This window comes from Colwellia sp. MEBiC06753, assembly GCF_053470325.1.
On the sequence record NZ_JBQMTM010000009.1, the window covers coordinates 46,116 to 65,139 of the forward strand.

Below are 19,024 nucleotides of genomic sequence, written 5' to 3' on the forward strand. Positions count from 1 at the left end.
CCTATTACCAAACTGCTGCCTGTGCCGCACTGACACGAAATTTCGGCTGCTTTTTATTATCAATTGAACTTACCTTTTCAGCTTGCTGACTAGCTGCTAACCCCTGAGTTAAGTCAGTTAAAATATCGTCAATATCTTCAATACCTACCGAAATGCGCACGAGAGACTGGCTAATTCCGGCAGCAATTTGTGCTTCGATATCCATGCCAGCATGAGTCATAGTCGATGGATGACTAATCAAGCTTTCTACGCCACCTAATGATTGCGCCAGTGTAAATAAAGATAGATTATCAAATAGCACTTTAACGGCTTCTACACCGCCTTTAAGTTCAAAACTTAACATAGCGCCAAAGTCTTTCTGCTGCGTTTTTGCCAATTGGTGTTGCGGATGAGAACTAAGACCAGGGAAGTATACTTGTTCAACTGCCGGGTGATTATTCAGAAACTCGGCAACAGCATTGGCATTTTCTTGGTGTGCTTTCATTCTCAGCGGCAGCGTTTTTAATCCACGTAGCGCTAAAAAGCTGTCGAATGCAGGGCCGGTAATGCCGATACAGTTTGCCCACCACGCCAGTTCTTCACCAAGCTCAGCCGTTTTAGTTACTAGCACACCACCGACTACATCACTATGACCATTAATGTATTTGGTTGTTGAGTGGAACACGATATCTGCACCTAGTGCCAACGGCTGCTGAAGAATTGGCGATAAAAAAGTGTTATCTACGGCCACTATCGCCCCGACTGCCTTACTTTGCTTGGCAATATCAGCAATATTAACGATGCGCAATAATGGGTTACTAGGGGTTTCAATTAACACTAATTTAGGAGATTGCGCTAAGGCATCGGCTAATGCTTGCTCATCTGATTGATCAATAACGATTAATTCAAACTGACCACGCTTGGCTAGATGCACAAATAAACGATAGCTGCCGCCATAGCAGTCGTGCGGTATTACCACTTTATCGCCCGCTGATAATAACTGGCAAATTAAATGAACTGCCGCCATACCAGTACTGGTGACGATACCAGTAGCGCCACCTTCTAAATCAGCAATTGCTTGACCAAATAACGCTCTGGTTGGATTGCCAGTACGTGAATAATCAAAATCACGTTTTTGATTAAAGCCTTTTAATGAGTATGTGCTTGATAAATGAATAGGTGCAACGACAGCACCATGATGCTGATCACTATTAATACCCGCTCTTACCGCGATGGTTGTCGCTTTTTTATCACTCATTTTGCTCACCAATTCATTTCAGATGTTTAGACGTCTATAAATCTAAACGTTTTGCTTTTGACGGTCAAGTTATTTTAGACATCTAAACTTCTACACATATAGGTTGACTGAAAAATGCCAACTAGTACAATTCACTATCAAAAACGGGTGTTACTAATTAATGAACCTGCCAAAATCTTTGATTAGTTGAGCATCGCCCAGTGAATAAAAATGCAATGAGGTAATCTATGGCTGACTGGAATGGCGAATACATCAACCCTTATGCCGAGCACGGAAAAAAGAGTGAACAAGTAAAAAAAATTACCGTATCGATTCCGTTAAGAGTGTTAAAAGTATTAACCGATGAACGTACACGTCGCCAAGTAAATAATTTACGCCACGCCACCAATAGCGAATTGCTTTGTGAAGCATTTTTGCATGCCTTTACTGGGCAACCACTGCCAGACGATGTTGATTTAGCAAAAGATAATGAACATAAATTACCTGCCAGCGTGCGTAAAGCATTGGAAGAAAAAGGCATTACCGACTTTTCACAGTTTGAATCTGACGACGAAGATTAATGTTTAATTAACAGACATTTCTTATTTTAAAGCCGCTTTACGCGGCTTTTTTATTAGCTTTATTACTCGCGCGCTACTGACACTCGACATTGAGCGTATATTTTTATCTACTCGTCTAATTCCCCCTCGTTCTGCTTTACCTGCCAGAAAATTTTTGCAAAAGTTTCACTAAACACTTAAAGCTATATACTTATATGAAAATTTCATCATTACTGCTATCAGCAACTACCATCATGTTAATCACAGCATGTACAAGCACAGATAATAAGCCAACGAATTCAAGCGTTGTCTATGTCGGCGACGATAACCGTGCGGTAACGCTTAGAGAAGATAATCGAGGAGATAGGGTAACCAGCGCGCCATGGGCAACACGTTCAGCGGTGTTAGGTACCAATGGTATGGCGGCCACTTCCCACCCGCTTGCTAGTCAAGTCGCTATCGATATATTAAAAAAAGGTGGCAGTGCCGTTGATGCAGCGATAGCCGCTAATGCTGCAATTGGGCTTATGGAGCCAACAGGTAACGGCATTGGTGGTGATTTATTTGCTATTGTCTGGGATCCGAAAACCCAAAAGCTTTATGGATTAAACGGCTCTGGACGCTCTCCGAAAGGGCAAACCCTGGCGCAATTAAAAGCAAAAATAGGTGATGTCAGTGAAATTCCAAACTGGGGCAGCGCACCTGTTACTGTGCCGGGCACAGTAGACGCCTGGTACGAGTTACACGGCAAATTTGGCCAGTTAGCGATGGCCAAAAACCTACAACCAGCGATAGATTACGCGAATAACGGCTTTCCCGTTACCGAAGTGGTTTCCTACTATATGGGGATTTATCAAGAGCGCTATGAGCGTTTATACCAAGCTGGTGAGATTGAAGAAATTGCCAATTACCAAGCTACTTATCTTGAAAGTGGCGAATTCATTAAAGAAGGGCAAATTTTTAAAAACCCAGATCTAGCCAATACCTTAAGTAAAATCGCCCAAGGCGGTCGTGAAGCATTTTATCAAGGCGAAATTGCCGACACTATTGATGCCTACTTCAAGCGTATTGGCGGCGCTTTAACCAAGCAAGACTTTGCCGATCACACCAGCACCTGGATTGAGCCCGTTTCAGTCAACTATCGCGGTTATGATGTTTGGGAATTACCACCGAACGGTCAAGGCATTGCCGCACTGCAAATGTTAAACATTTTAGAAGGTTATGATCTCAAAGCCATGGGTCATAACAGTGCTGATTATTTGCATGTCATGACTGAAGCGAAAAAATTAGCATTTGAAGACCGTGCACGCTTCTATGCCGATCCCGATTATTTCGACATTCCATTGGCCGGCTTATTGTCTAAAGACTATGCCAATGAGCGTCGCCAGCTTATCAATATGGAAAAAGCCGCAAATAATGTTGACCACGGTAACCCGAAACTGATTGATGGCGATACCATTTATTTAACCGTTGCCGATAAAAACGGCATGATGGTGTCGCTGATCCAAAGTAATTATCGCGGTATGGGTTCTGGCTTAGTTGCCGATGGCCTAGGGTTTATTTTCCAAAACCGTGGCGCTCAATATTCACTAACGGAAGGTCACCCCAATGTTTATGCACCTAACAAACGACCGTTCCATACGATTATCCCGGCATTTTTAACGCAAAATGGCCAGCCCTTGATGAGTTTCGGCTTGATGGGCGGAGCAATGCAACCACAAGGCCATGTGCAAATGGTGGCGAATATCATCGACTTTGGCATGGGCGTTCAGCAATCGGGTGATGCCGCGCGATATCATCACCGAGGCTCAACAGAGCCAACATGGCAAGGTCGCATGCAAGATGGTGGCGTACTTGAGTTAGAGAGTGGTGTTTCGGCGACCGTAGTTAAAGAACTTCAACAGCGCGGTCATAAAATCGATATCACTACCGGCCCATTTGGTGGCTATCAAGCCATTTGGCGAGATCCAAAAACAGGCGTTTATTACGGCGCTAGTGAAATGCGAAAAGATGGTATGGCAATTGGTTACTAAAGCTACATATGCAAAAGAAATTATCTAAGAAAAAGGCGCTTTAAGCGCCTTTGTTTTTGCAACCAATTAACCTTGGTAATTTTCTGGCAACTCTAATGCTGCCACTCCTGAATCAATCGCTGCTTGAGCTACCGCTTTCGCGACTTGCGTGCGCAAACGTGTATCCATTGGCTTTGGAATTATGTAATTTCGACCAAAACTGAGCGCTGTTTCACCTGAAGCAATTAATACCGACTCTGGTACTGGCTCTTTTGCTAACGCACGAATTGCATGAACAGCAGCTACTTTCATTTCGTCATTGATTGTACGAGCACGAACATCTAACGCACCTCTAAAAATAAACGGGAAACACAGCACATTATTCACTTGATTAGGGTAGTCAGAGCGACCGGTAGCAATAATAAGATCATCTCTTGTTGCTAACGCTAGTTCTGGTTTTATTTCAGGATCTGGGTTTGAACAGGCAAACACCACAGGGTTTGGTGCCATTAACTTAAGCTGGTCCGCAGATAACAAATTAGGGCCAGAAACCCCGACAAACACATCGGCGCCATCAATCACATCTTCCAGCGTACGTTTGTCGGTATTATTGGCAAATAGCTTTTTATATTCATTTAAATCATCACGACGAGTATGAATTACCCCTTTGCGATCAAGCATATAAATTTTTTCACGCTGAGCACCGCATTTAATTAATAGCTCCATACAGGCGATTGCCGCAGCTCCTGCCCCCATACAAACAATATTGGCTTGCTTGATGTCTTTACCTTGAATTTCCAATGCGTTAATCATGCCGGCAGCTGTAACTATCGCCGTTCCATGTTGGTCATCATGAAATACCGGCACTTTGCAGCGCTCAATTAATGCTTTTTCAATCTCAAAACATTCTGGCGCTTTGATATCTTCAAGGTTAATACCACCAAAAGAGTCGGCAATATTGGCGACAGTAGTCACAAATTCTTCAACGGTTCTGTGTTTAACTTCAATATCAAATGAATCAATACCCGCAAAACGCTTAAACAATAACGCTTTACCTTCCATCACGGGTTTCGACGCTAACGGGCCTAAATTACCTAAACCTAATATTGCTGTACCATTAGAAATTACCGCAACGGTATTTCCCTTAGCAGTATATTTGTAAACATTGTCAGGGTTGTCGGCAATTTCGCGCACAGGCTCAGCGACGCCTGGGCTATATGCCAATGCTAAATCTTTACTTGATTCAGCTGGTGTGGTTATTTCGATACTAATTTTGCCTGGTGTGGGAAAAGCGTGATAATCCAGTGCTTGTTGTCGTAAATCTGTCATTATTGTTCCTAAGGTAAGACCCTTAATCTAGCTTTATGGAAGTGACTTCGAATGTAAATCACTCAATTGTTATATTTATTATTGTTATTATTTATATGGTATTGGATCTCACTTGAGCCTGACAAGGCTATTTTTATATAAAAAATAGCTACAAGGCATTAAAAACAAGAGGTTAGACCATTTATTTTTTAAATTTTTATGCGTAATTATTAGCTAAATATCAACACTAAAGTTGGAATAATTAATACTAGCATTTGCTAATACTAGCCATTTAATAGACTGCCCGTCCCGTTAATGTGTTTTATAGTCACCTACGAGATTACCGCACAACCCTATCACTCAAAATTTGTTTCAAGGTGCCGCATTAATTGAAATGATGTTGCTGTCGATGGCATTAGGAACGCGTGTTAAATCAATTAACAAACGTGGTGACATCGACAGCCTAACGCAATTATTTAATCGACATTATTTTGATGAGCACTTAGAGAAAGATTTTAAGCAAGCAAGTACGTGCTCCAGCAATAAGCTGTCGCTATGGCGGCGAAGAGTTTGTTGTGTTACTTCCACGGACAAAAATTGAAGATGGCGCGGCAATAGCCAAGCGCTTGGTTAAACAAGTGGCTAACCACGCTAAAAGCGAGCTTCTATCTATTGGTGTTGCAAGCAATGAGCACAACTCAATTACAAGCGTTCAGCAATTATTTAAAGCGGCCGTTCAAGCACTTTACCAAGTTAAATCAGAGGGTAGAAATAATTTTGCGATAGCTTAAACTGAAGTTAAAAAGCAAGTATTTAGCAGCAATAAAAAACCAGCCAATAGGCTGGTTTTTTTTATGATATTCGTAACTAATGTTATTCGTCGAATGGGTTAACCAAAATCATGGTTTCGTTACGATCTGGTCCTGTTGAAATAATATCAATTGGTACACCAGTAACTTCTTCCAAACGCTTAATATAAGCAACTGCATTTGCTGGTAACTCATCAATAGTAGTGGCACCAACTGTTGATTCATCCCAACCTGGAACAGTTTCATATACTGGCGTAATTTTTTCGTAACCTTCAGCAGCCGTTGGTGGAACAGTAATAATTTCACCTGACTCTGTTTTGTAGCCAGTACAGATTTTTAGCTCTTTTAAGCCATCTAGTACGTCTAACTTAGTTAAACAGAAACCGCTAATACTGTTAATTTGTACCGCACGGTGCATAGCAACCGCGTCAAACCAGCCACAACGACGTTCACGGCCCGTAGTCGCACCAAATTCATGGCCAACAGTACCTAAGTGGTTACCGATTTCGTCATTTAATTCCGTTGGGAATGGGCCTGAGCCAACACGAGTTGTGTAAGCTTTAGTAATACCTAACACGTAATCTAAATAACGAGGGCCAAAACCACAACCAGTTGCTACACCACCAACGGTAGTGTTTGACGAGGTTACATAAGGGTATGTACCGTGGTCGATATCAAGCAAAGTACCTTGCGCACCTTCAAACATGATTGACTCACCATTCTTACGCGCTTGATCGAGTAATTCAGCAATATCAGCTACCATGCCTTTAATGATATCAGCAACCGCCATAGCATCAGCCAATACTTCATCAAAGTTTACAGGCTCAGCTTTGTAGTAGTTCACTAATGAGAAGTTGTGATATTCGATAATTTCTTTTAATTTTGCTGCGAATGACTCTTTACAGAATAAATCGCCAACACGTAAACCACGACGTGCTACTTTATCTTCATAAGCTGGACCAATACCACGACCAGTAGTACCAATCGCTTTACTACCACGTGCTTTTTCACGCGCTAAATCTAACGCATTATGATAAGGAAGAATTAACGGACACGCGTCACTAATTAATAAGCGTTCACGTACTGGTACGCCACGTTCTTCTAACATTTTTATTTCGGTCATTAATGCTTTAGGACAAAGCACAACACCATTACCAATTAAACATTTTACATTATCGCGTAAAACGCCAGATGGAATTAAATGAAGAACGGTTTTTTCACCGTTAATAACGAGTGTGTGACCTGCATTGTGGCCACCTTGATAACGTACTACGTACTTTGCTTTGTCTGTGAGTAAGTCAACAACTTTACCCTTACCCTCGTCACCCCATTGGGTGCCCAGAACTACAACGTTTTTGCCCATGATTACATGTTGGTAAGAAAATTAGGCCGCGATTCTACCAAAATTCAAAAACAAGGCCAAGTACTATTGGTGATTTTTGCAGCAACCAGTGTCGAGATTTATTAAGTTAATAGATATAACATCACAGCGCCAATAGCCATGATAGTTAATCCGATATTACGAATGTTAGAAGTCGATTCTTGGGATAATTTTTCAATATAGGCACGCCATTTATTGGGGAAGAGTGCAGGGATCATGCCTTCCAAAATAAATGCCAAGGCTAATGCTATTAGTAATGTATCTAAGGTCATTTGCTTTTATACCAGATAAAAAAGTACACCAGCTAAAGAAAAGGCCATTTTGCAATGGCCTTTATTGAGTGAGCAATTATTTGGTTTTATAACCGTTCTTTAAGTAATCAAAGAACTCACTGTCAGGTTTCACTACCATGATATCTGACTTGTCATTAAAGCTATTTTCGTAAGCTTCTAGGCTGCGATAAAACTTATAAAATTCTGGATCTTGGCTATAAGCATCAGAATAAATTTTCGCAGCTAGTGCTTCACCTTCACCTCGAATTTCAAATGCTTTCTTCTGAGCATCGGCCAGCATTACCGTGACTTTTGCATCAATGGTTGCTTTGATGATCTCAGATTGCTCCTGACCTTTTGAGCGATGCTCTTTAGCCACTGCAGTACGTTCAGCACGCATACGGTCATAAATTGAATTACTGACTTCTGTTGGTAAGTTAATCGCTTTAACCCTAACGTCAATCACTTCAATACCGAGTTCTTCTTTACTACTTGACGCGCTTTCTAATGCTTTTACCATAATGGTATCGCGATCACCTGACACAATTTCTTTAATGGTACGAGAACCAAATTCAGTTCGTAAACCATTATTAATTTTTTGCTTCAATAACGCGCGAGCATTATCAATAGAGCCCGTGGTACGTAAGTAATAAGTTGAAAAGTCAACGATACGCCATTTAGCATATGAATCGACCATCAAATCTTTTTTCTCAGAGGTAACAAAACGATCCGGCGCTTCATCAAGTGTTTGGATACGAGCATCGATACGGCGAACATTTTCAATCATTGGAATTTTAAAATGTAAGCCCGGTTCGTATATCCGCATTTCACCCGTATTACTATCACGTTTAATTTTTGAAAACTGGAAAACGATACCGCGTTGACCTTGTGGTACAACAAATACAGATGACACGACCATAATAAAGATCAGGGCAATAGCAGTGATAATTAAATTTTTCATCGATTAATTTCTCCCACCGTTAAAACGATCTGCACGACCAGAATCATTGTTTATCGACGTATTATTTGAGCTTGATACGCTTGGCACTGATTGAGGTACTACACGTGTTGCAGGAGCTTGCTGTTGCATAATTTTATCCAGTGGTAGGTACATAATATTATTACCACCTTCAACATCCACCATGACTTTGCTGGTGTTGCTATAAACTTTTTCCATTGTCGCGATATACAAGCGTTGACGGGTTACTTCAGGTTGCGCTTTATATTCAGGTAATAGCTTGTTGAAACGAGCAACTTCACCTTCGGCGTCTAACACTTTTTGTTCTTTATACGCTAGTGCTTCTTGCTCCATACGCTTAACACGACCGCGGGCACGAGGCTCTATACCACGGGCATAAGCTTCAGCTTCACGAATAAAACGTACTTCATCTTCCTGTGCAGCAATGGCATCATCAAACGCATCTTTAACTTCTTCAGGCGGACGGGCATCTTTAAAGTTAACGTCAACAATAATCAAACCTAAATTATATGGTTCGATGATTTTTTCTAACTCTGACCAAACCGCTTGGCGAACTTGTTCACGACCACTGGTTAGTACATCATCCATACGAGAATGCCCAACAACATAGCGTAAAGCACTGTCTAAAGATTGACTTAGGCTGTCATCTGCATTGGTAACACTAAAGACATAATCACGCGGATTTACCACACGATATTGAATTTGCATTTCAACGCGAACCACGTTTTCATCTTGAGTCAACATAAACCCAGATGCTGGTAAATCACGCGTGGTTTGTACATCCACCGGAATAATGGTTTCAATAAATGTCCACTTCCAGCTTAAACCTGGCTCGACCACACCCACATATTCACCAAAACGCAGTTTAATGCCACGCTCTGCTTCTTTGATGGTGTAAACACACGTAAATAAATACGCAACTAAGGCAACAACCAAAGCTAAAGTGATTGCTACGCCTGAAAAGCTGCCTCCCGAGCCTGTTGCTCCTGATGAACCGCCAGATTTACCGCCAAACAAGCCGTTAAACTTGTTGCCTAAATCTTTAAATAAATCATCCAAATCTGGTGGACCTTGATTGTTACCACCTTTATTTTTCCAGGGATCTTTATCATTATTCCCCGGTTCATTCCACGCCATGACGCACTCCGCTACATTGCAATTTTAGATTCAATATAAAAGCCAATAATATATCAGCCCGTTAACTTTCAATAAAGCGTTCTACGTTTGCTTTATCTTGTTTGATCAGGCGATGCCATTCTCTAATCGGTAATTTAATATTTACCAAGAAGTTCCCCTGCTCATCATAATCTTCACTGGCGATACATTTTAATTGATGTAAAGCGCCTATAAACTTACCCGCTGTTGGCGGAATCTTCAGACGATGTTTGACAATTTGCCGACCCATACGCTCAGTCAAGGCATCAAACAGCAAATCAAGCCCAATATTAGCTTGCGCTGATAGCCACACTCTAATTGGCATGCCATTGTCATCACGATCAATACGTGGCTGACAATCATGAATTTTATCAATTTTATTACAAACTAATAACTGCGGCACTTCACCGGCATCAATTTCATCGAGCACATTTTGTACTTGATCAATATTTTCACTACGCCTTTCATCAGCAATATCGATTACGTGCAGCAATAATTCCGCTTCACGAGTCTCGGTTAACGTCGCCTTAAAAGCCGCTACTAAGTCATGTGGTAAATGCCGAATAAAGCCTACAGTGTCAGCTAAAATTACTCGACCAACATCCTCTACTTCAATTTTACGAAGCGTAGGATCAAGCGTGGCAAACAATTGGTCTGCAGCGTAAACCCCCGCTTGAGTTATTAAATTAAATAACGTTGATTTACCAGCATTGGTGTAACCTACAAGTGACAATGTCGGAATTTCAGCTCTTACCCTAGAGCGTCGGCCTTGCTGGCGTTGTTTCTCTACTTTTTCTAAACGCTTTTGAATATTATTCATGCGTTCACGGAGCAAGCGTCTGTCCGTTTCAAGTTGAGTTTCACCTGGACCACGTAAGCCAATACCACCTTTTTGGCGCTCAAGGTGAGTCCAGCCACGAATCAATCGAGTACTAATATGACGTAACTGCGCCAACTCAACCTGTAACTTACCTTCGTGCGTTCGAGCGCGTTGCGCGAAAATATCCAGTATCAAGGTTGTGCGATCAACAACTCGGCATTGACATAACGCTTCAATATTTTTTTCTTGAGACGGTGACAGCGCATGATTAAAAAGCACAACATTAGCTTCATACAGTTTAACTGCATCTGCTATTTCTTCAGCTTTTCCGCTGCCTACAAAAAATTTTGGATGTGGTGAATTACGCTTACCAGTAACCACTGATAATGCGGTAACGCCAGCAGATGAAACTAACATTTTAAATTCTTGTAAGTCTTCTCTGCTGCTTTCGTCTGGAAAATCTACATGAACAAGTATTGCCTGCTCACCTGCCTGATAACGATCAAACAAATGAGCGCCCCCGATCAATACTGTTTATGTTCATGTATATTAACTGTCCTGATTAAAGTCGGGTTGTCCTTGCGGCGCAGTGTTTACAGCACGAGCAGGTACCACAGTTGAAATGGCATGCTTATACACCATTTGACTGACCGTGTTTTTTAATAAGATTACAAATTGATCAAACGATTCAACCTGCCCTTGTAATTTAATGCCATTGACAAGATAAATTGCTACAGGAATGCGATCACGACGTAATGCATTCAAAAATGGGTCTTGTAAAGACTGCCCCTTTGCCATTCTTTGGCCCCTTTTGTTATTGTTAGAAAAATTAAGGTAAAAACTAATTAATAATCAGTAACAAACTAATTATACAACAAAGTTTAAAGTTTGCTTACACAAGAAATAACCTTAGCAAGATTAGATGTATCTTCCATATCTAACCATTGTATGCCAGGCCAGTTTCTTAACCAAGTTAACTGTCTTTTTGCCAACTGTCTAGTGGCACATACACCTTTGAACACCATTTCTTCAAAATCGTAGTCACCATTTAAATGTTGCCACATTTGACGGTAACCAACACAACGAATAGACGGCAGGTTTTCATGCAGGTCATCGCGCGCTTTTAACGCTACAACTTCTTGTTGAAAATCTTGTGCCAGCATTTGTTTAAACCTTAACTCAATGCGTTCATGCAATGTGGCACGCTCTTTTGGCGCTATGGCGAATTGTAAAACATCTCCTTCGAGCCTAGCACCTTTTATTTCAGTTAATTGTGTCAAAGTATTACCCGTTATGCGATACACTTCTAATGCCCGCGTTAACCGTTGCGGATCATTAGGGTGAATGCGCTCGGCCGAGACTGGATCAACTTCACTTAGCATTTGATGCATATGCAGCCAACCATATTGCTGTGCTTCAGCTTCAATCACTTTTCTTATTTCAGCATCAGCTTCAGGTAACGGTGATATTCCTTCAATTAAGCTTTTGAAATACATCATAGTGCCACCAACAAGTAGCGGTATTTTTCCTCGGCCTTTGATTTCTGCGATAACGGCTAACGCATCTCGACAAAAGTCAGCGGCTGAATAACTTTCAGCCGGATCAATTAAATCAATCAGATGATGCGGATAACGCGCAAGTTCTTCCGCAGTTGGTTTTGCCGTACCTACGTCCATTCCTTTGTAAACTAAAGCCGAATCAACACTCACGATCTCACACGGCAAAGCATCATACAATGCCATAGCAAGTGCTGTTTTCCCTGAGGCAGTTGGCCCCATTAAACATATAACTGGCAGTGAAGGTGTGACTGTTGGCATAGATAGTTGTATAACGTTCAGTTTATAAAAGTAATTAACGCAATTGAGTTATTGCCGATGTAAGGTCAACCTTACAAGAATTCAAGTCACATAACGCATTTAATTTATCTGGCAATAACGACTGCGCCTGTATCCAAAGCTGTTTGGCAGTGATTAAATTAAATTCATCACTCATTACTAGTTTAGCTAATTCTTGCTTTATTGCGTCGCTTAGTGACTCATTAGCTGCATCAGCTTTTTGCATAATTTCAATTAACGTCGAAAAACTCGTAGCAACATCTTTTGCGCGTAATATCGCCGGAAACTGCCGAACTTGAACCTTGGTCGCCGATTGCACTTGCACCACTATTCCTGCCTGTTCCAGTAAACCAATTTGTTGATTAATAAATTGACCATCTGCTTTTTCAACATTAACAATTACTGGTAACAATAACGGCTGACTAACTAGGCCTTGCTGCCATTTTTGCTCAACTAGTTGCCGATTAACTTCATAAGCCAGGGGTAATAGGTTTACTAGTTTTAACTGGTCGTTATCATCAACTAGCGCATAGTGTTTAGCTGTAATATATAACAACTGCTGCGTATTAATGCGTTCTAAGGCTGTGTTTTCTGGCGTTGCTTGTGCGGTAAGTGCATCTTGAGATTGCTCTATGCCGACATTCGGTGTTGCTAGCAACTCTCGATAAGCTTCAGCAGCAGCTGATAACTGTTGGCCATTGTGATTTGGCGAATATTGTTGATAACTTCGATAATTACTAGGCTCTTTAATCTGCTGCAATGGCTTAATGTAATCAGGACTTGCATAGCCACCTGATTGCTGAGCTGAATATGATTGTGGTGAGGATAACGGCTCTTGAGCAAAGTGATTACCAGCGATATTTGTATCAGTTAAAGCCAATTCTTCGCTGGCAAGCGACTCTTGCAGTGCTTTGGCGCAAACCGAATAAATAAAATCATGGACATAGCGCCCTTGGTGAAAACGCACTTCATGTTTTGCCGGATGAACATTAACATCAACTTCACGGTGTTCTAACTCAAGATACAAAACAAATGCGGGATAACTGTCGTTATCAATCAGTTCGGAAAATGCCTGACGGATACCATGATTGATTAACTTATCCCGCATCATACGGCCATTTACATAGCTATATGACAAGTCGTTCTGATTGCGCTGTGTTGCAGGCTTACCTAACCAGCCCCAAAAATGTAAGCCATCGTGCCGACAGTCAATCACTAGCGCGTTATCGATAAACTTTTGACCACACACTTGACCAACACGCTTACCATAGTCACTGTGCTTAGTCAGTGCCCGATATTGGCGAATTGCTTTACCATTGTGAGTTAAGGTAAAAGCAACATCAAAGCGGGCTAAGGCAATACGACGTATTACTTCGTCAATATGGCTAAATTCGGTTTTTTCGGTGCGCAAAAATTTACGCCTTGCTGGGGTATTAAAAAATAAATCGTCTACTTCAATGGTCGTGCCGTCAGGATGCGCAGCTGGCTGCACCGTTACTTCCATATCGCGACCCTGAGCAAAGGCTTGCCATGCAGTATCTTGCGCCTGAGGCTTAGAGGTAATAGTTAAGCGCGCCACTGAGCTAATACTGGCGAGCGCCTCACCACGAAAGCCTAAACTGGCAATCGCTTCTAAATCATCCAGATCTTTAATTTTACTGGTAGCATGACGACTTAACGCCAACGTTAATTCATCTTTAACAATGCCACTGCCATTGTCGCTAATCCGAATACGTTTAGCGCCACCTTTTTCTATATCAATGGTGATACGAGTAGCGCCAGCATCTAAGCTGTTTTCAACGAGTTCTTTTACAACTGACGCAGGACGTTCAACCACTTCGCCAGCAGCAATTTGGTTAGCTAGGCGAGCAGGAAGAATTTGAATAGCCATTTATTCTGCTCTTGGAATTTTCAAAGTTTGGCCGATTCTTACCGTACTAGAATTTAAGTTATTCGCCGTTTTTAACGCATTAACCGAAACATTATAACGATCAGCTAATACCGATAACGACTCACCTCGGCTAACGGTATGTTTCTTATAGCCAACTTTAGCAAAATAAGTCCCCATTGGTGGGTGATCTAAAAAGTAATCTTTAACCCCCGTAAATATTGCGTTAGCTAATTTCTGCTGATGCTTACTGCTATTTAAATTGCGTTCTTCTTGATGGTTAGAAATAAAACCAGTTTCCACTAACATTGAAGGAATATCTGATGATTTTAAAACACCAAAATTACCATGCTGAGGTTTTTTCTTATGCATTTTCGTTATTCGGCTTAGTTGTCGCTGAACATTGTAAGCCATGGTCATACTGACCTCTAACGAATGCTCTTTATTCATATCTGCTAAGGTAATGGCTAGGTTGTCATCTTTAGTGTTTTTGATCACACCGCCGCCGCCGCCTAGCAGTTCAGAATTGTTGGAGCGGTTTCGCAGCCATTTTGACAACTCTGACTCTACGCGGTTATTGGTTACAACCCAAACCGAAGCACCTCTAGGTTGAGGTGTATAAAAGGCGTCTGCATGAATAGAGACTAAAAAATCGACCTTTTTCTGACGGGCAATTTCACTGCGACGACCAACAGGAATAAAATAATCACCACTGCGGATCATCACCGCATGCATACCTTTTTGGCTGTTTAACAGCGCTTGTAATTTTTTGGCAATGGCTAGCGTCACATGTTTTTCATACGAACCTTTCGGTCCTATAGAGCCTGGATCATCACCACCATGACCCGCATCAATGCCAATAACAATATCGCGTGAGTTATCAGTTGGTAGTTTAGTAATGCGGGAAAACTTCTCTTTATCATATAAATCAATAACTAGCCTATGACCATATTGCCCAGCAGGGTTAAGTGGAAAGATACTGATTTGAAAGTCGGCAGCTAAGTCAAATACTACGCGAATACCGTCTTTATGTTTTGGCTTACTGGTTCTAACTCGTTGAACTCGCTTATCGTTTTTTGCAAGGTTCGCCAAATTGACTAGGTTTTTACTATCTTTTAAATCGATAACTAAGCGATGTGGGCCTGTTAAATTAAAATAGCTGTAATCAGGTTTATCCGCTAAATCAAATACGACCCGCGTATTTTCTGGTGCGGGCCATAAACGAATACCTTTTACCTGATTACTGGCGAAAACACTTAAACTCATCAACCAAGTTGTCAGGAATATCGTGAAAACCAAGTAGACTCTGCTAAATATCATTTATACTTCTTTACCCTGATATATGTGTGTTAATGCCCGCAACACTTGTTCCCCAAGTGAAGATTTGGCAGTTAGGCTAACCTGACGTTGGCTATTATGATATGCCAAATCAATAATCATATCAGCAGCAGCTAACATGCCTTGCCCTTTTTCTGGCCACTCAATAAAACTACAACTGCTTTCGCTAAAGTAATCTCTTATCCCCATAAACTCAAGTTCTTCAGGGTCTGCCAGACGGTAAAGGTCAAAATGATAAATATTCCAAGGGGGTAATTCATAAGGCTCAACTAAGGTATAAGTAGGGCTCTTTACATTACCGTCATGACCCATTCCTCGAACAAAGCCTCGTGTTAATGTCGTTTTACCTGCCCCCAAGTCGCCATTTAAATAAACGACTATGCCTTTTTTTACCTGCTCTTGGATAACTTTGGCTAACGCACTTCCTAAAGCAACGGTTGCTTCTTCGTCCGCTAAAAAATACTTACTGTTCATAAATTATTAATATCGATTGACCAACTGTCGAATAGGTTCAAATAAGTCGCTTGCGAGCAATCCGCGCATGCCCACTTGCTGTGTAACTAGCTCTGCCGCTTGCCCATGAATGCTAACTGCTAGCCTAGTTGCTTCAAAAATCGAACCCGTTTGTAAAATTAATGCCGCTATTATGCCTGATAATACATCGCCCATGCCACCCGAAGCCATACCTGCATTACCTGTAGTGTTGATTAATATCTGTTGATTAGCTGCAATTAAACTACCTGCACCTTTGAGCACGCAAACGCCACCATAACGCTCAACGATCGCTTGCACTGCCGCAAACCGATCAGCTTCTATTGAAGCAATATCAGTATCAAGTAAAAATGCCGCTTCCCCAGGATGTGGCGTTAACACCCAGTGACTATATCGCACTTTCTTATGTTTAATTAACGCTAAGGCGTCAGCATCAACGACTAATGGCCTGTTAGCGGTAATGGCGACATCAACCATTTTCTTTGCCCAACTATCACCAGCCAATCCCGGCCCAACTAGCACTACTTTTGCTTTATCGATAAAACTCGAGTTTGCTAGCCGCTCTGGTTCACTGGGGGCCAACATAATTTCCGGTCGCCCTTGAAATACCAAGCCATGATTATCTTGATGACAACTTACCGCCAGCAAAGAAGCGCCAGCACGCAAAGCACTTTCGGCGGCCAAGCGAATGGCTCCTGGCATACCTATATTACCGCCAATCGCTAACACTAAACCGATACTGCCTTTGTGATAGGTGGCCAAACGCGGAGTAATACTTGGCAAACCACGCTCACCCTGAGCGAAAATTGTTGCCGGAATACCCTTAATGAAAGCATCTTGTACTCCCAAGGACGCCAAATAAATTTTCCCGACATGATTCGCTGCTTTGCCGGTTAATAACCCCTGCTTAAGCACAATAAAAGTAATGGTAATGTTTGCAATAACAGCTATGGTGCTTACCGCTCCTGTGCTGGCGCAAAGTCCGGATGGAATATCAATACTAACCACTTGCGCATAATGACGATTAACCGCTGTAATAACTTGTTGCCACGGCTCTGATAACTCTCCGTGAAACCCAATACCAAAAATTGCATCAACAATTACATCACCTTCAAATTGTTCAATATGATGCTGTGCTTGTGCTAAATCTGGCTGATATATCAGTGTACAATGCTGGGTTTGCAATTGCTCCAAGGCACGTTTGGCATCTCCAACAATGTTCTGTTGTTCGGTTAGCACTAGCACTTTAACAGTCATGCCGACCACTAAACAATGCTGGGCAACAATAAAGCCATCACCACCGTTATTACCTTTACCCACAATAATTAAAATACTACTGTTTGGATCAACCATGCTATTGATAACGTTAAACGCGCCAGCTCCTGCTCGCTTCATTAACTCAAACAATTCGATGCCGCATTGTTTGGCTGCTTGCGCTTCATGAGTTAATACTTGATTCGCACTGTAAACCGGCTGTGGTAAACTCTCTGCTAACTGAATGACTTCCATGGTTTATCCGCTGTTAATGACACCCACTATCAACTATCTAGATTTAGCAGAAAAAATCAAGCAATGGGGCAAAGACTTAGGCTTTGATCAACTGGGTATTAGTGATATTGATTTATCAACTCACGAGACCTATTTGCAAACCTGGCTGGATAATCAATACCATGGTTCAATGGATTATATGGCACGTCATGGCATGATGCGTGCGCGACCCAATGAGTTAGAGCCCAATACCATGCGGGTGATCAGCGCACGAATGAATTATCTACCGCCCAATGCCAGCTTTGCCAAGACCTTAAAAGATAAACAGCTTGGCTATGTTAGCCGTTATGCTTTGGGGCGCGATTACCACAAATTAATGCGCAAACGTTTGCAGCAATTAGGACAAAAAATTACCGAGCATTGTGCCGAATTTGAATTTCGGCCATTTGTCGATTCTGCACCAGTACTAGAGCGCCCTTTAGCTGAAAAAGCAGGACTTGGCTGGGTGGGAAAACACAGTTTATTGATTAACCAATCAGCTGGCTCTTGGTTTTTCCTTGGAGAATTGCTGATTAATTTACCACTGCCGGTTGATAGCAAGCCTGAAAACCAGTGTGGCCAATGCGTTGCTTGTATGACCATCTGCCCAACTAATGCCATTGTTGATCCTTATGTGGTTGATGCCAACCGCTGTATTTCCTATTTAACTATAGAATTAAAAGAAGCGATTCCTGAGCACTTGCGCAGTGCTATCGGAAATCGAATTTATGGCTGTGATGACTGCCAGTTAATTTGCCCGTGGAATAAATTTGGCCAAATTACCCAAGAACACGATTTTCACCCGCGTAATGGCTTAGATGGCAGCAGCTTATTAACACTTTTTAGTTGGACTGAACAAGAATTTTTACAGCGTACCCAAGGCTCACCAATTCGACGCATTGGCTTTGAACGCTGGCAGCGTAATATTGCCGTGGCATTGGGTAACGCTCCATTCAAACAGCAAATTATTGATGTGCTTCAGCAGCAGAAGTCTATCAGTACAACGATGGTGGTTGAGCATATCGAGTGGGCAATAGCGCAACAACAAGCTAAATCTAAAGCTATGAATAATGATCAAACGTTAGCAATTGAGGTCAAAACAACTGCAGACCATAAAGCGGAGCGCCTCAATCAACGCCTTATTCGAGCCGTTGAAAAAGGCTTACCCAGAGACGCCTAACAAAAGTTGACAAGTTTTAGCGTGCAAGCTTCCTAGATTGGCAGCGCGTAAGAATAGCCCGCTTTTCCTCGTCACTGCGCCCCTGCCAACCAACAATTTCATCTATGTGGCGAAAGCAGCCTAAACAAATATCTCGACTGTCTAAACAGCAATTGCGAACACAAGGGCTAGCCACTGCAGTTTTCTCTTCGGTTTTACTTTCGGTGCTGTCTTGTTGAAGTTGTTGTTTCTGATACTTTTTAAACTGTTCAC

Annotated in this window: 18 protein-coding genes; 4 read left to right on the forward strand and 14 right to left on the reverse strand. The window is 41.8% G+C overall.

Annotated elements, in window-relative coordinates; all coding sequences use genetic code 11:
• Positions 1-4: 4 nt before the first annotated feature.
• The gene (gene metB, locus ACOB82_RS08895; protein WP_448212630.1) at positions 5-1,237 is read right to left on the reverse strand and encodes a cystathionine gamma-synthase; all 1,233 of its coding nucleotides are present in this window, start codon (positions 1,235-1,237) and stop codon (positions 5-7) included.
• A 227-nt stretch (positions 1,238-1,464) separates the two neighbouring features.
• Between metB and metJ the strand changes: the two genes are divergently transcribed.
• Both metJ and ggt read left to right on the forward strand, forming a co-directional pair.
• Complete coding sequence (gene metJ, locus ACOB82_RS08900) at positions 1,465-1,797, forward strand: met regulon transcriptional regulator MetJ (RefSeq protein ID WP_448212631.1); 333 nt, start codon at positions 1,465-1,467, stop codon at positions 1,795-1,797.
• A 194-nt stretch (positions 1,798-1,991) separates the two neighbouring features.
• Positions 1,992-3,809: a gamma-glutamyltransferase gene (gene ggt, locus ACOB82_RS08905; RefSeq protein WP_448212632.1), complete on the forward strand. Its 1,818-nt coding sequence runs from the start codon at positions 1,992-1,994 to the stop codon at positions 3,807-3,809.
• 66 nt (positions 3,810-3,875) lie between these two features.
• Here the strand turns inward: ggt and ACOB82_RS08910 are convergent, their stop codons facing one another.
• Entirely contained in the window at positions 3,876-5,117 is a 1,242-nt protein-coding gene (locus tag ACOB82_RS08910; protein ID WP_448212633.1) for a malic enzyme-like NAD(P)-binding protein, read from the reverse strand.
• Between the two features lie 491 nt (positions 5,118-5,608).
• Between ACOB82_RS08910 and ACOB82_RS08915 the strand changes: the two genes are divergently transcribed.
• Positions 5,609-5,887, forward strand: a complete 279-nt coding sequence (locus tag ACOB82_RS08915) for a GGDEF domain-containing protein (protein ID WP_448212706.1) — start codon at positions 5,609-5,611, stop codon at positions 5,885-5,887.
• An 82-nt stretch (positions 5,888-5,969) separates the two neighbouring features.
• Here the strand turns inward: ACOB82_RS08915 and ACOB82_RS08920 are convergent, their stop codons facing one another.
• From ACOB82_RS08920 to ACOB82_RS08970, 11 genes are all read right to left on the reverse strand, one after another.
• Positions 5,970-7,268: an adenylosuccinate synthase gene (locus ACOB82_RS08920; protein ID WP_448212634.1), complete on the reverse strand. Its 1,299-nt coding sequence runs from the start codon at positions 7,266-7,268 to the stop codon at positions 5,970-5,972.
• A 101-nt stretch (positions 7,269-7,369) separates the two neighbouring features.
• A complete protein-coding gene (locus tag ACOB82_RS08925) occupies positions 7,370-7,558 on the reverse strand; it encodes a DUF2065 domain-containing protein (RefSeq protein WP_448212635.1) in 189 nt (62 codons plus the stop codon).
• A gap of 76 nt (positions 7,559-7,634) precedes the next feature.
• Positions 7,635-8,519: a protease modulator HflC gene (hflC, locus tag ACOB82_RS08930; protein ID WP_448212636.1), complete on the reverse strand. Its 885-nt coding sequence runs from the start codon at positions 8,517-8,519 to the stop codon at positions 7,635-7,637.
• A 3-nt stretch (positions 8,520-8,522) separates the two neighbouring features.
• A complete protein-coding gene (gene hflK, locus ACOB82_RS08935; protein ID WP_448212637.1) occupies positions 8,523-9,674 on the reverse strand; it encodes an FtsH protease activity modulator HflK in 1,152 nt (383 codons plus the stop codon).
• A gap of 61 nt (positions 9,675-9,735) precedes the next feature.
• The gene (gene hflX / locus ACOB82_RS08940) at positions 9,736-11,022 is read right to left on the reverse strand and encodes a ribosome rescue GTPase HflX (protein ID WP_448212638.1); all 1,287 of its coding nucleotides are present in this window, start codon (positions 11,020-11,022) and stop codon (positions 9,736-9,738) included.
• Between the two features lie 39 nt (positions 11,023-11,061).
• A complete protein-coding gene (hfq, locus tag ACOB82_RS08945; RefSeq protein WP_116002023.1) occupies positions 11,062-11,310 on the reverse strand; it encodes an RNA chaperone Hfq in 249 nt (82 codons plus the stop codon).
• An 83-nt stretch (positions 11,311-11,393) separates the two neighbouring features.
• A complete protein-coding gene (gene miaA, locus ACOB82_RS08950; protein ID WP_448212639.1) occupies positions 11,394-12,329 on the reverse strand; it encodes a tRNA (adenosine(37)-N6)-dimethylallyltransferase MiaA in 936 nt (311 codons plus the stop codon).
• Between the two features lie 34 nt (positions 12,330-12,363).
• Positions 12,364-14,238: a DNA mismatch repair endonuclease MutL gene (gene mutL / locus ACOB82_RS08955; protein ID WP_448212640.1), complete on the reverse strand. Its 1,875-nt coding sequence runs from the start codon at positions 14,236-14,238 to the stop codon at positions 12,364-12,366.
• Positions 14,239-15,555 (reverse strand): N-acetylmuramoyl-L-alanine amidase, encoded by a 1,317-nt coding sequence (locus ACOB82_RS08960; RefSeq protein WP_448212641.1) that lies wholly within the window; start codon positions 15,553-15,555, stop codon positions 14,239-14,241.
• On the reverse strand, positions 15,556-16,047 hold the full coding sequence (gene tsaE / locus ACOB82_RS08965; protein ID WP_448212642.1) for a tRNA (adenosine(37)-N6)-threonylcarbamoyltransferase complex ATPase subunit type 1 TsaE: 492 nt from the start codon (positions 16,045-16,047) through the stop codon (positions 15,556-15,558).
• A gap of 6 nt (positions 16,048-16,053) precedes the next feature.
• Positions 16,054-17,574: an NAD(P)H-hydrate dehydratase gene (locus ACOB82_RS08970; RefSeq protein WP_448212643.1), complete on the reverse strand. Its 1,521-nt coding sequence runs from the start codon at positions 17,572-17,574 to the stop codon at positions 16,054-16,056.
• Between ACOB82_RS08970 and queG the strand changes: the two genes are divergently transcribed.
• Positions 17,564-18,772, forward strand: a complete 1,209-nt coding sequence (queG, locus tag ACOB82_RS08975) for a tRNA epoxyqueuosine(34) reductase QueG (protein ID WP_448212644.1) — start codon at positions 17,564-17,566, stop codon at positions 18,770-18,772. The genes ACOB82_RS08970 and queG overlap by 11 nt on opposite strands.
• Before the next feature lie 16 nt (positions 18,773-18,788).
• On the opposite strand, the gene ACOB82_RS08980 is transcribed toward queG, so the two are convergent.
• Positions 18,789-18,947 (reverse strand): DUF1289 domain-containing protein, encoded by a 159-nt coding sequence (locus ACOB82_RS08980; protein ID WP_448212707.1) that lies wholly within the window; start codon positions 18,945-18,947, stop codon positions 18,789-18,791.
• Between the last annotated feature and the right edge of the window lie 77 nt (positions 18,948-19,024).

Bases quoted from the DNA above. Each gene is read 5' to 3' on its own strand.
- hflK (WP_448212637.1), bottom strand. From the start codon at position 9,674: ATGGCGTGGAATGAACCGGGGAATAATGATAAAGATCCCTGGAAAAAT.
- hfq (WP_116002023.1), bottom strand. From the start codon at position 11,310: ATGGCAAAGGGGCAGTCTTTACAAGACCCATTTTTGAATGCATTACGT.
- ACOB82_RS08920 (WP_448212634.1), bottom strand. From the start codon at position 7,268: ATGGGCAAAAACGTTGTAGTTCTGGGCACCCAATGGGGTGACGAGGGT.
- metJ (WP_448212631.1), top strand. From the start codon at position 1,465: ATGGCTGACTGGAATGGCGAATACATCAACCCTTATGCCGAGCACGGA.
- miaA (WP_448212639.1), bottom strand. From the start codon at position 12,329: ATGCCAACAGTCACACCTTCACTGCCAGTTATATGTTTAATGGGGCCA.
- metB (WP_448212630.1), bottom strand. From the start codon at position 1,237: ATGAGTGATAAAAAAGCGACAACCATCGCGGTAAGAGCGGGTATTAAT.
- ACOB82_RS08910 (WP_448212633.1), bottom strand. From the start codon at position 5,117: ATGACAGATTTACGACAACAAGCACTGGATTATCACGCTTTTCCCACA.
- hflC (WP_448212636.1), bottom strand. From the start codon at position 8,519: ATGAAAAATTTAATTATCACTGCTATTGCCCTGATCTTTATTATGGTC.
- ACOB82_RS08970 (WP_448212643.1), bottom strand. From the start codon at position 17,574: ATGGAAGTCATTCAGTTAGCAGAGAGTTTACCACAGCCGGTTTACAGT.
- ACOB82_RS08960 (WP_448212641.1), bottom strand. From the start codon at position 15,555: ATGATATTTAGCAGAGTCTACTTGGTTTTCACGATATTCCTGACAACT.
- ACOB82_RS08925 (WP_448212635.1), bottom strand. From the start codon at position 7,558: ATGACCTTAGATACATTACTAATAGCATTAGCCTTGGCATTTATTTTG.
- ggt (WP_448212632.1), top strand. From the start codon at position 1,992: ATGAAAATTTCATCATTACTGCTATCAGCAACTACCATCATGTTAATC.
- mutL (WP_448212640.1), bottom strand. From the start codon at position 14,238: ATGGCTATTCAAATTCTTCCTGCTCGCCTAGCTAACCAAATTGCTGCT.
- tsaE (WP_448212642.1), bottom strand. From the start codon at position 16,047: ATGAACAGTAAGTATTTTTTAGCGGACGAAGAAGCAACCGTTGCTTTA.
- queG (WP_448212644.1), top strand. From the start codon at position 17,564: ATGACTTCCATGGTTTATCCGCTGTTAATGACACCCACTATCAACTAT.